Raw genomic sequence first — 12,397 nt, forward strand, 5'->3', positions numbered from 1 at the left:
ACCGTCTAGGGCTCCTCTTGTTTCTCCACTGTTCCATCCTCGACTTCAGTGCTACCACTGCTGCTCTGTGACACCACTGGCAATGACAGTGTCAATTCGATTGTGTTGTCCTTCTCCCCTCTCAGAAGACCGACTGTCGTGGTCCCATGGAAGAGATGAGTCAGCTGTCTTGCAACAAAGAACTCTGGGCTCTGAGTGTGCCCCCCCTCTAGATAACGTCTAAGTAGATCTCTCTGGCGAACCGCATTCCCGCTGACAACGCGAATCTGAATTCTCAAATCCACCATCTGTTTCTCGTCAATCTTGGAGCGGTCAGTTCGTACAGACGCCCGAGTGTCCTTTCCGAACACTCTCACTATCCCCTTCAGCATATTGAGGACTAGATACGAGAGCAGTTCATTTGCTAGAACAAGACAGCTCTCTCTCTCGGTCTTGATATCAATCTCCAGCTGTGCATCCGGAGCGACCTGTTTCAGCATGGCTCTTGCCTCTGTGAGACTGTCTGCAAGGTCCACACTGTCGAGCTGGTCCAGTCCGAATGCATCTACTCCCTGCATCCCAACAAGCAGCCGTGCAACGTCATGTGCTCGCGAGATGCTTGTCAGAGCTGAAGCTATGCCGTTCAGTCTGGACTCATCAGTGTTGGTGTCTATGCTCAGAGTGTGCAAGACTTCCACCGCTGTCCTGTGGTGTCGCATGATCTCTCCCCGTGTCAGTTCGGAATAGAGTTCCGCACGGCTCTTCAGCTCCTGTGTCTCTCTTGAACTGCCCAGGTACAACCACGTCAATACGATTGGAGTTGCCGTTGCGACAGTGGCGAGAAGTCCTTCTGCTGCCCACCATCCCGAAGTCCAGTCTGAGAAGTTGGCCCTCAGTAGCAGCGACACCAACCATAGTGACTGGGAGCTTACTGCCAGCCCCTCAACTGTGATCTTGCCACCTGACTCCGCAGCCATCAGCATTAGGAAGCCTGCAAGAGAAAAGCCCCCAATGCTGCTCATGATTGTCAGCAGTACTCCTCCCAGGGGACTTGTGTGGAATCCCGGCATGGCTGCGAACAGTTGGCGCTGAATCAGTTCGCCCGCTATTAGCATCAGTACTACCGCCACGAAGCCTGGCCTGAAGTATCTATAGACCGTTGCCAGCCTTTCGTCTGTCAGGGGTCTCAGAATCCTGCGTATGGCGAACACAAGCGATGCGTTTGCCACAATGCCTCCAATCAGATATGGTACAACTGACTCGGTCACTCCATCAGGAAGAGGCAGAAACCTCAGGACCACAATGCTGAACTCAATCACCCCCCATGACAGGATCATGAACAGCACTGGAGCGCGATACCAAGCCACTACGCTCTTAGACCTTGAATACAAGACGGTCCCAACAGCGATACAACTCAGACCTGCGCCTAAGTGGATGAGTATGGTTGCAGCAGGGCTGTAGTAGCTCTCCAGAGCAAAGAACTCCTCAACCAGATGAGCGCTGATGAATGCAACGGGCGTGAACAAGACAAACATCATGACGGAGATGTAGGCTATGCGTTCATTCACGCCAACGTATCTGAGGAACCGGTTTCCAGAGGCGATTCCCATGTACGCAAGCGCCGCACCCTCAGACCCCACTACCAGAACCCACAGTTCAGAGTGTGAGTTGTCTACTAGCAAGGAGGATATCAGAGAGACTACCATGAACGCAGATGCAAGCGCCATCCGGACATTGTAGTCTTCTCTCGGACCACCCCCTGACAGGAACACTCCCACAGTTGCCAGTGATAACACGATTCCTGCTAGACCAGCAATCAACACGGCCGAAGTGATGAGCGCTTCAACTGGCATGAGAACTGCAGTCAGCATACTTCCACACCAGATGAGTAGCATTGCGAGAACGATACTGTTTTGCATAGGCTGCCGCGTCCTGAGTGATACCTCCGTGGAGACGTTCGCCCCAGTCTTGGCAGCAGCGAACAGAGTCAGGCTCATGAGTGTCAGCTGTGTCAGCACGGGTAGCTTGCCCTTTTCATTGGCGTACAGTACTGGTCCAGTTCCAGTGATGCTGAGGACTGCAAGGGATAGATGGACGAGTGCTGCAAAGACCGTGCAAGCGAACAGGAACCGGTACGACGCTGAGGCGCTTGTTCTGGCTTCGCCCACGGTGCAGGCTGCAGCAACAATCGCCATGACACAGAGTGCGGAGCTTATCGCCTGCGAAGACCCGTATGTTCCAGTGGGTGGACTGCTTGCGTATAGCAGATAGACTGCGAGTGAAACCAATGCCGTACCGATAGCGGTTCTTACCAGCGCCTGCATACTGCAACACATCCTCGTCCTTCGCAATTACCACACAGACTTCTGAGAAAAAGGTTGTTCGTACGACATTCCACTTGACCAATCTATCACGCTGGTCAGTCCTTGGTGATGCGTGGTCTCGACAGTACTGGTCTCCCGCCCGATGTGTGTGCAGAGTTCTGTCTTCGACGCGAGGACACTCCCGCCAGAACACCATTCGGATGAGTCCTGATGCCCGTTTGCTTATGTACGTTGTTCCCGCATGTGAGCTGCCCATCTGACTTCAGAGGAACCACAAATGATAGAGGAAGAAAGAGAAGGGAAAGGGGTTGCACCCCTTTCCGGTAGAAGACTTACTGCTTCTCTACAATCTTATTCATGCCATAGATGTAGAGGACGAGCAACAGGAACGCAACCAGACTCCCAGCAGTCAGAGCGCCCACATCGGCGAAGAATCCTATCGAGGTCGCATACGTTGCGGATTGCCATGGTGGTATCCCTGTGGTCGAGCCTGGGTGGACCATAACGTTGAAGGTGATTCCTAGCAGGAATACTATCACCATCAAGATGTAGAATACCTTAGATAGCTTGCCGAAGAGTTCGCCCGCCTTGCCGCTCATCATCGTCTTGAGGATGTTCAATGCACCGTAGACTAGGAGTATGAAGCCGAATACAACCATCAGGCCTCCTCCAATATAGATGAACTGCGGCATCACATGGTTGTAACTGATGGTTCCGATGAAGTCGTCCAAGACCCAGTTGGCATAGAATGCTGTTGCAAGAATAATGAACAGTCCCTTGAGGATGTGCATCAGGCTCTTGATCATGTCCTTCTGCGCTTCCTTCTTCTTCATCAGGAATGGAGTGATGAAGAACAGGACACCAACTATGAGTGTCATGAGGGCGGACATCATTGCATTAGACAAGGGCGATGTTGTCAGCATCCATACCACTGAGTTGAGGATAATTGCAAGTCCCAAGCAGTACCATGCCGTGTCCTCTTCGCCAATGCCGTAGAATAGCGGGAACAGAACACCTAGGACCAGTGTGAAGTAGTATATCCATAGGTGAAGTGCACCCCAATCGTCCACCAAGGGAGACATATATGTGTAGGGCATGTAGATGAGGAAGAACAGCACCAACGCCATCGCTGAGAGGTACAGGATGAGCGTCTTGAAGTTCATTTCACTACTCATATCTTACTCCTCTATGGGCCTTGCGGCCTTAGTTTGAGTGCTACTACGGTTGCTGAACCAAGATAAATGACTTCTGGATTCTTGCAAATGTTATTCGACGAAACACGAAGACCGTCTACTGGTTCTAAGAATGTGTGTACAATCCAAATCTAGACACAACAATTGTGAAGGCGAGTATGATCACTCCACTCACACAATAGCCTCGCGGTGCTGCTCATGACGGTGGATTGATCTGGCAGTGCAGGAATATGCGTTGCGAGATGACTGCAACGGAATGCCTGCGGAATGAATTCTGCGACCATCGGCACCGTGAACTTCACACGTCCTGTCCCTCAGGTTGCCCTCTGTCTCTTGTCTGGTCCCTGAACTGCAGGGCCACCGAGTTGATGCAATATCTGAGTCCTGTAGGCCCCGGTCCATCGTCAAAGAGATGTCCCAGGTGTCCTCCACATCTCCTACAGAGCACCTCGATGCGTTTCATTCCATGACTATTGTCGACTCTTGTGATAATACTGTCCTCGGAGATCTTATCCCAGAAACTCGGCCAACCGGACCCAGAATAGAACTTGGTTTCAGACCGGAAGAGCTCATTTCCGCATCCTGCGCACACATAGACGCCATTGCCTTTGTGATGGACGTACTCGCCTGTAAAAGGTCGTTCGGTTGCCTTCTGTCGGAGTACTCGATACTGATCAGCTGTCAGAACAAGCTTCCATTCTTCCTCCGACCTTTCTATTGTATCCATTACTAAAACAGCACCTCGTGCAGAACTTGACTGATTCACCATAGTAAACACCCCTCAAGACCTTAGTGGTATGGCTGTGTGTCCAGAGGAGGCTGCTTACGAGTGATTTCCAACAGCTCATTTCCAATTGAACAGCGTCTGACGCAGAAGTGTTGTCACACTTCGTTAGCAGCATTGGGGCCCGTTGTGGATGTCCGTTGAAGTGTCGGAGTACTTCGGTTGCATTGTTTCCGCGTCCACACATACAGATCCTCTACTGACTGCGTCTGTGGACTTGCTGATGCCGAGAGTAGCGTTACTCTTTTGAATGACTCTCCAGTCCCCCAAGACATGGCAGGCATACCGATACAGGAGTTTTGGCCAGAATCCGCAACCTTCTGCTGGGGCTGCGGAAAGAACAACCGTCATGGTCTGCAGCTCAAGAGCTACTGGGACGCGGACGAGACAGTTGCCACATGGCATCCTCAGGACTATCACCTCGCTTTCCCTGGTGTCCTGAATGGCGGCATAATAGCCACACTCATAGACTGTCACGGGACTGGCACAGCCAACGCGGCAGCACATAGGGAGGCTGGTGGCCATCCGAGTCAATTGATCCACGTCACGTCGTCCCTCTCTGTGAAGTATCTCCGCCCCACACCGATGGACGCTCCAGTCACTCTGAGAGCACGAATCCGAGAGAAGGACGGAAGGCGCACTGTGGTTGACTGTGAGCTCTATTCCGGTAGTCTTCTATGCGCTGTAGGCGAGGTCAGGACTGTCTGCGTCGATGCAGAGAAGTTCTTGGGCTCCTGACGCGGTGGCCCTATGCTCTCATTGCCGAATACACGTGACACCCGTTTCATCTCGTTCCGAAGGCAGCGCCTTTCCTGTAGTGAACTACCATCTGCAGACCATGTTGGTGTGCGAAGGCGACTCCTTTCGTCTGGCTTGTACCAGCGACGTCAAGCGTCCACTCTATTGTCTTGGTGCTTTCGTCGTGTTCAATCGGTGTCGCTCTGTTCTACGCCAGTCCCTCCTCTGTGATGACCAAAGACCTTGTATGCGGGGACTAGCAGACCAAGTGATGTCAGAGCCGCAATTGCAAGCCACTCCATGGCACTCAGCGCAACCGTTCCAAGTGCGAACTGCAGGGGTGGAAAGACGACGACTGAAACTGACAGAGACAGCGAGAACAGGACTGCTGCAATCAGGTGCTTGGAGCCTCGAATGTGCGTCTTCCAGACCGGATTGTATTCGTCCCGGCAATTCCAGATGAATGCCAGCTGGTATATCACTAGGGCTATGAAGGCGTTTGTTCTTGCTCTCTCCACCACAGGCTGTGATGCCGCAAGGCTCCAGTCCATGGCAGGTCCAGTGATTCCGGGCACATAGCCTACCTGTGACCAGATGCTTCCGAGGAAGATGGCGGCCGTAATGAGTGCACCAAGGAATCCTCCAAGTGCAATCAGTTTCACCATTCCCGCGTCGAGTATGCGCTGCCCGGGTCTTCTCGGCGGCCTGTCCATAATCCCTCTCTCCGGTGGGTCAACACCGAGGGCGAGGGCCGGCAGGCCGTCGGTGACGAGATTGATCCAGAGTATCTGTACGGGCAGAAGCGGTATTGGAAGTCCTAGGATTATCATTGCGAACACGAAGACTACCTCGCCAGTGTTGGTCGAGAGTAGGAAACGCACGAACTTCCGAATATTGGCATACACTTCACGACCGGTTTCTATCGCTGCGACAATGGTGGCGAAGTTGTCATCAAGGAGTACCAGGTCCGACGACTCCTTCGTGACATCAGCCCCTCTGATTCCCATCGCGACGCCCACATCTGCGCTCTTGATGGCTGGAGCGTCGTTGACACCATCGCCCGTCATGGCCACCACATGGCCTCGGGCCTTCAGAGCCCCTACAATCCTCAGCTTGTGCTCCGGAGCCACTCTTGCAAACACGCTAGTGCTATGGACCGCCTCCTTCAGAGCCTCATCAGTCATTGACTGGATTCGTGAGCCTCCTATGACTGAGGCATTGTCATCGGCAAGACCAACCCGTCCGGCTATGGCTTGGGCTGTGAGTTCATGGTCCCCCGTTATCATGATCGGTCTGATGCCTGCTCGGCGACACTTCCTTACCGCTTCGTAGACCTCGTCGCGTGGGGGATCCATCATTCCGACCAGTCCAACGAAGACCAGTTCTCGTTCGACTTCCTCTGGCGACATGGAAGAGGAGTAATCATCCAGTCTCCTGTATGCAAATCCTAACACGCGCATGGCACAGGCTGCCATGCCGTTACTGACAGCCATGAGCCTCTCCTTGTCGGCCGCATTCATGGGCCGTTCGATGCCTGCTTCGAGAATCCGGTCTGAGTATGGAATCAGAGCTTCAGGGGCTCCCTTTGTCAGTGCGAGCATGACCCCTGTATTCGTTCTGACTATGCTGGTCATTCTCTTCCGTTCAGAAGTGAATTCAATCTCGGTGACCTGTTCGTGCTTTCCAATCGCTGATGCGCGAGCAAGTCCACCCTTTTCTGCAAGCACAAGGAGTGCTCCTTCTGTCGGGTCTCCAACCAACTTCCAAGCACCCTGCACCGAGCTGTCAGGCTCTAGGACTGCATTGTTGCAGAGCTGACATATCTCGAAAAGTCTGGCGAGATGCGGGTCCTCACTGGGTGAGCTGACCCTCTCTCCACTCGTGATTGCTTCACACTCGTGCTGTTCCTGTGTGAGGTAGAACGCGCCTGCGTTGTTGTAGCCACTTCCAGTCACGGCATACATGGTCCTGTTCACATAGACCTGCCGCACGGTCATCTCGTTCTTTGTGATTGTCCCTGTCTTGTCCGAGCAGATGATGGTGACTGAGCCCAGTGTTTCGACAGATGGGAGTCTTCTGACAACTGCATTCTTCTTCACCATCCGCTGCACTCCTATGGCCAGAGTGACAGTCACCACAGCCGGCAGACCTTCTGGGACCGCAGCAACTGCTAGTGCGACAGCCACAAACAGTGACTCGGTCCAGTCCTGATATACAATGATGAACACTTCCGTGAAGAAGATGAGGACGCTCAAGCAGACTACGAGGATTCCCAGCCTCCTGCCCAAGTCCGCCAAGTCGTGCTGCAGAGGTGTCATCTCTTTCTTGGTCTCTTGCACGAGGGTGGCTATCCTGCCGAACTCGGTACTCATACCTGTGGTTGTCACAAGTGCGGTCCCTTTTCCAGAGGTGACAATGGTGCTCTGAAAGACCATGTTCACCATGTCTCCCAGTGGTGGTCGCTCGGTCGGGATGGGTTCGGTCGACTTACCGACCGGGACGGACTCGCCAGTGAATGCAGACTCGTCCACTGATAGGCCCACTGCCGATATGAGTCGTGCATCCGCGGGAATCCTGTCACCAGACTCGAACGCCACCAAGTCTCCCGGGACTATATCGGCAGAGTCCACCTCCTGCCACCGGCCGTTTCTCCTCACGCGTGCTCTGGGTGCTGCAAGCTCTTTGAGGCTCTCTAGGGCCTTCTCTGACTTGTACTCTTGGACGAATCCGAATACGGCGTTGAGCATCAGGATTGCAAGGATCACAATTGCGTCTATTGGCGCCTCTTCTTCGTGCGAGCCGTGTATAGAGAAGATGACTAGGGAGACCGCCACAGCGATGAGCAGGATCACCACCATCGGGTTTGTGAATTGCTCGAGGAACATTCGCAGCGGTCCTCTTCGTTTTGCCTCCTCAATTCGATTTGGTCCAAATTGAGAGAGCCGCTCTCGAGCCTCATCGTCCGTCAGGCCGTCCTCTGTAGTTCCAAGCCTCCTGAACAGCTCGTCCTGTGTATATGAGTGCCAACTCTCTGACGACAACGCGACCAAGCTCGCGCTTCCAGTCAATGCCCTATTGAACCTATTCAAATGGCCCTGTCTTGCCGTTCTCTGGATGTCTGTGACGTCAGCCCGAAGAGGTCCTAACTGACTGATGTCTATGACGACTCGAGTCTGAGGGAGTGTTTCTCGGGAAACCCCTATCAGGTGGTCTTGGTATTAAGAAGGTCGAGGTCACCATATTGGTCCGTCTGACCAAGGTACAGTCAAGACCATCGATGGATTGGTATAGATGGAGCCCCTCAGAAACAGGTCGAAGGCCGCCATAGTACCTCGCATGTATACTCACTGCCAGCATGTTTAAAGCGGACGAGCAGAGCTAGGGCTGGATTACGCATTGACTGGCCTTCTCCTGTCTATTGTGGTCTTCATCGCGTCCTACGTAGCGATATGCATTCTAGCCGATGCAGTAATCAACTCGCTGATAGAGTCAAGCAGGACATTCAGTGTGTCACCAGTGGTACTTGGTCTTCTAGTGCTAGGAGTTGACATCGAAGAGTCCATGGTGTCGCTTGTTGCAGTGGTGGCTGGGCTCCCATATCTATCACTTGGCAACCTGATTGGCAACACCGTAATTGCACTGGGGATTGCCATCGGGCTGCCTGCTTTGTTCATGACTGTCCGCACAGAGCCGATGCCTTCATTCTATCCCATGGTGTTCTCCGTATGCGGCGCGTTAGTGGTCATCTCCATGGTGTTTCCCAGTGTACTCTGGCTTCTCGGAATGACGTGCTTGGCAGTGTTTCTCGTCTACCTGATACAGACGAGGCGTCTTCAGAGTATGTACAAAGAGGCCATCGTCACGACGGCTTCGAATGATGTGCCATCTCTTACAGCCAGACCAAGACTCCGCGCCCGTAGTATTATACGTCTGCTAGTGGGACTTGTTCTACTGCTTGTCAGTGCAGATATACTCGTCACTAGTGCCGGATGGATCATAGTGGAGACCGGTCTCAGTGAGAGTTATCTGGGGCTTGTCGTCACAGCCTTTGCTACCAACGCGGAAGAGATGTGGCTCACAGTCAGTTCAGTACGCAGGGGGCATACTGAGCTGGGAATGAGCGCTCAGGTGGGCAAGATACTTTGGAACCTAGCGCTGGTATATGGTGTCTGCAGTGTTATTGCCGGTAGTGTCGCCTTCAATGCCATGATGACCACTGCAGCCCTTGTCCTGGCGATAGCGATGGCAGTGACCACGATGGTCCTCTCGAGAGGTGTCGTGAGTAAGAAGACTGGTTTCGTCCTTGTGCTACTCATGCTCGTCTTTGTGTCTGTCAGTTCTCTACTGGCAGTGGCTTCTCCTTAATGGTCTGCATATTGCTTGTGCAGAGCACAGGCGGTCTCACAGCTTCATCAGTCTACTGTCGCAAGTGTACTCGCCCACTACGAATCATGTGCCGCAACACCAGTGGGATATGCTCAGCTGAAGATGCGCTGGATTCGACTGTCAGTTCGGTAGTTGCAACCAGCTGGAGAATCTCGGGACTCTCACAGTTCACCAAAGGAGTGAGGAGTCGGGAATCTCAGACTGAGCCTCACGAACCGCTTGCAGATGTGCTTAAGTTCTCGCAGTGTTTCGTTCGCCCGACGCTGAGCGATGCACCATGACGCTATCCATTCAAGAGCTTAGAGTCATCATTCTCGTGGACAACAGTGTTCAATTCCGCGGTCTACTCGGAGAGGCTGGTTTCTCAGCCCTTGTCACTGTCACTTATGCCGACCGCTCCAGATTCCGACTCTTGTTCGATACTGGAGGTCCTACACTAGCTCTTCAGCACAACCTTGCGGAACTCGATGAGGACCTAAGAACTGTGGATGCAATTGTGTTGAGTCACGGGCACTGGGATCATGTTGGTGGACTGATTCACGTCTTGGGCATGTCAGGAATGAAGCCGCCTGTTGTCTGCCACCCAGATGCCTTACTGCCAAAAGTGCATGTCGACGATGACGGTGAGCGAACTGATGTTGGTTCTCAGGGCTACTTTACGAGGCGTGAGCTCGAGTCCATGGCCCACGTAGTGACTACTACTCGGCAGTATCAAGTAAGTGACGGGATTATGACAACAGGCGAAGTGCCTCGAGAGAACGAGTTTGAGACCATTGAAGGGCGGCTCACAAGGATTGTGAAGGTGTCCGCTGATGGTGAGAGACCCGACACACTTGCCGACGACCTCTCTGTCTATTTTGCCATGGGCGATGGTCGTATGGTAGTGTTGACCGGTTGCTGTCACGCAGGCATTGTCAACACATTGAACCATCTCGAGAGAGTGTCGAGGTCATCCGAGTTCAGTGCAGTCGTTGGCGGACTTCACCTGCATGATGCTTCCAAGCTGCGTCTGGAGAGGACTGTGGATTACTTGCGGACATGCCATCTGTCAGTCCTTGCACCATGTCACTGCACTGGGTTTAGAGGCAGAGCGGTACTGATGGGCTCGCTTGGGGACTGTTTCAGAGATGTGGGCACAGGCTCTGTCATAGAATTCGTATCAGAGGCGGTCTGAGAATGCAAAGGCCGCACTGCAATCAAAAGCTGACTGATTCTCAGTCGCGTTGTTCATGAATGGGGACTCGGCCACAACAGTCTGCCGGCCGAGCTCGGCAGCCGACTACTTGATTATGCCTACCAACAGGAGTATTATGCCCAGGCCTGTCAAGGCCAGCATTACCTCCGTGAATCTGTAGTTCCCAAGCATAACCGCGTAGATGTTCTGGTCGAAATACGCAACCACAGATGATAGGTCGACATATGCAGTTATGTATGCTGACCAGATTGGCAGGAGTGCGAGTATGATTAGGATGAGACCGAGTAGGGCGATTGCTTTTCCCATTGAGTTTTCACCATCAGTAAGGAATGCAACGGGCTATTTCACCTATTCGGAAGTGTCAGAGTGTCTTCAGAGGTGCGACCACCTATCCTTGGACGATAGACGCTGAACGGAACAAGCAGTCTCGCTGAAGACGTCGAAGTGCAAAGCCTGCAGCCTCTTCATCAGGTCAGAACACATGCCGGTCCAGCGTCGGCAGATAGCTTAACAGGAGTGGCATTCATCGCATACAGAGGCTGAAAGCATGACCGATTATGATGTTCTGATTGTTGGTGGCGGACCAGCTGGTTCGACAGCGGCCAGGAGGACTGCAACAGCCGGTCTGAGAGTGCTTCTTCTTGATAAGGCGGTCTTCCCAAGGTCCAAGCCCTGTGCAGGTGCCATACGTGGTCGTGTCCGGGATCTGCTCGACTTCGAGATTGGTGACACGGTGCACAGGAAGATAAGTGGCCTCTCGGTGACTTCCCCTCAGGGGCTCCGGATTGACTGTGTCCCTGAGGACCGTTCCAAACCGGGATACACGGTAATGCGCGAGGAGTTCGATACGCTACTCCTCAAGAAGGCCGAGGAGAGTGGGGCCGAGGTGAGGCAAGGGACTGCCGCCCTCGACATTGCGGAGACGGCTCAGGAGGTAACAGTGGTCACCGAGGCTGGGGAGACCATCACTGCTTCCTTCGTTGTCGGTGCAGATGGTATCAACAGTACTGTCGCAAGGCAGCTGGGCTTCTACTCAGGATGGCCCGGTGAGAGTGCCTGTGTAGCCATCGAGATGGAAGTGGAGGTCGGTGCTGAGAAGGTCCGTAGTATATGTGGTGAGCCGGGTGGTTATGACGCGGACCTCATCTTCCTGTCTTTTGGTGCTGTGCCTTATGGTTACACATGGTGTTTTCCCAAACGTACTGCGCTAAGCATGGGAATCTGCTGTCGACAGGACAAGGCGAGGAGTGTTCGCTCAGTCTACGACAGGTGGTTCTCCAAGTTCTGTGAAGCGCACGAGATAGAGCCGGTCATACTCAGCGAGTCCTCAGCCAGATTCCCCCTGCGCCCGAGCAGTACCATCGTCAAGGGAAGAGCTCTGCTTGTCGGAGACGCTGCAGGCTTCGTTGACGCATTCACAGGGGAGGGAATCCCGTATGCCATTGAGTCGGGCATCGCGGCAGCGGCTGCACTGAACAGGGCAAGTGGAAGCCGCAACCCCCACATTCTTCACGAATACGAAGCGCTCTGCAAACAGACTATCCTGAAGGACTTGGCAGTATCAAGATCACTTGCAGACATGTTCTACAAGAGTGCCCGCAATATGGACGTACTCTGCAGGTTCTTCCATGAGGACCAGTATGCAAGGTATCTTCTTGCGGCCTCCATAGGAGGTCTGCTACCGATGAGCACCGTCAAACGCAAAATGACTCTAAGGTTGCTGAGGACGAGACCTAGGGATGTTCTCTCACTCACGCGATAGTGCGCTCTGGTGGTTCTCTCGGCAGGTGGGCTGGGA

At 53.4% G+C, this 12,397-nt stretch carries 9 protein-coding genes; 4 read left to right on the forward strand and 5 right to left on the reverse strand.

Annotated elements, in window-relative coordinates; translation table 11 throughout:
- Window positions 1-5: 5 nt before the first annotated feature.
- The 3 genes from HXY34_02655 to msrB form a co-directional block, all read right to left on the reverse strand.
- Window positions 6-2,303, reverse strand: coding sequence for a hypothetical protein (locus HXY34_02655; GenBank protein ID NWF95019.1), 2,298 nt, complete (start codon window positions 2,301-2,303; stop codon window positions 6-8).
- Between the two features lie 332 nt (window positions 2,304-2,635).
- Entirely contained in the window at window positions 2,636-3,478 is an 843-nt protein-coding gene (locus tag HXY34_02660) for a hypothetical protein (GenBank protein NWF95020.1), read from the reverse strand.
- A 316-nt stretch (window positions 3,479-3,794) separates the two neighbouring features.
- A complete protein-coding gene (msrB, locus tag HXY34_02665; GenBank protein ID NWF95021.1) occupies window positions 3,795-4,223 on the reverse strand; it encodes a peptide-methionine (R)-S-oxide reductase MsrB in 429 nt (142 codons plus the stop codon).
- Between the two features lie 330 nt (window positions 4,224-4,553).
- Between msrB and HXY34_02670 the strand changes: the two genes are divergently transcribed.
- Window positions 4,554-5,018: a PaaI family thioesterase gene (locus HXY34_02670; GenBank protein ID NWF95022.1), complete on the forward strand. Its 465-nt coding sequence runs from the start codon at window positions 4,554-4,556 to the stop codon at window positions 5,016-5,018.
- Window positions 5,019-5,206: 188 nt separating this feature from the next.
- Here HXY34_02670 and HXY34_02675 read toward each other — a convergent pair whose 3' ends face one another.
- Window positions 5,207-8,107, reverse strand: coding sequence for a cation-translocating P-type ATPase (locus HXY34_02675; GenBank protein ID NWF95023.1), 2,901 nt, complete (start codon window positions 8,105-8,107; stop codon window positions 5,207-5,209).
- Between the two features lie 307 nt (window positions 8,108-8,414).
- Between HXY34_02675 and HXY34_02680 the strand changes: the two genes are divergently transcribed.
- Together HXY34_02680 and HXY34_02685 are read left to right on the forward strand one after the other, a co-directional pair.
- Complete coding sequence (locus HXY34_02680) at window positions 8,415-9,383, forward strand: hypothetical protein (protein ID NWF95024.1); 969 nt, start codon at window positions 8,415-8,417, stop codon at window positions 9,381-9,383.
- A gap of 298 nt (window positions 9,384-9,681) precedes the next feature.
- The gene (locus HXY34_02685) at window positions 9,682-10,578 is read left to right on the forward strand and encodes an MBL fold metallo-hydrolase (GenBank protein ID NWF95025.1); all 897 of its coding nucleotides are present in this window, start codon (window positions 9,682-9,684) and stop codon (window positions 10,576-10,578) included.
- Window positions 10,579-10,683: 105 nt separating this feature from the next.
- On the opposite strand, the gene HXY34_02690 is transcribed toward HXY34_02685, so the two are convergent.
- Window positions 10,684-10,905 (reverse strand): hypothetical protein, encoded by a 222-nt coding sequence (locus HXY34_02690; GenBank protein NWF95026.1) that lies wholly within the window; start codon window positions 10,903-10,905, stop codon window positions 10,684-10,686.
- A gap of 241 nt (window positions 10,906-11,146) precedes the next feature.
- Between HXY34_02690 and HXY34_02695 the strand changes: the two genes are divergently transcribed.
- A complete protein-coding gene (locus HXY34_02695) occupies window positions 11,147-12,361 on the forward strand; it encodes an NAD(P)/FAD-dependent oxidoreductase (protein ID NWF95027.1) in 1,215 nt (404 codons plus the stop codon).
- Window positions 12,362-12,397 lie beyond the last annotated feature (36 nt).

Source organism: Candidatus Thorarchaeota archaeon (genome assembly GCA_013388835.1).
Lineage (GTDB): Archaea > Asgardarchaeota > Thorarchaeia > Thorarchaeales > Thorarchaeaceae > JACAEL01.

Bases quoted from the DNA above. Each gene is read 5' to 3' on its own strand.
- HXY34_02690 (NWF95026.1), bottom strand. From the start codon at position 10,905: ATGGGAAAAGCAATCGCCCTACTCGGTCTCATCCTAATCATACTCGCA.
- msrB (NWF95021.1), bottom strand. From the start codon at position 4,223: ATGGATACAATAGAAAGGTCGGAGGAAGAATGGAAGCTTGTTCTGACA.
- HXY34_02655 (NWF95019.1), bottom strand. From the start codon at position 2,303: ATGCAGGCGCTGGTAAGAACCGCTATCGGTACGGCATTGGTTTCACTC.
- HXY34_02670 (NWF95022.1), top strand. From the start codon at position 4,554: ATGGCAGGCATACCGATACAGGAGTTTTGGCCAGAATCCGCAACCTTC.
- HXY34_02695 (NWF95027.1), top strand. From the start codon at position 11,147: ATGACCGATTATGATGTTCTGATTGTTGGTGGCGGACCAGCTGGTTCG.
- HXY34_02685 (NWF95025.1), top strand. From the start codon at position 9,682: ATGACGCTATCCATTCAAGAGCTTAGAGTCATCATTCTCGTGGACAAC.
- HXY34_02660 (NWF95020.1), bottom strand. From the start codon at position 3,478: ATGAGTAGTGAAATGAACTTCAAGACGCTCATCCTGTACCTCTCAGCG.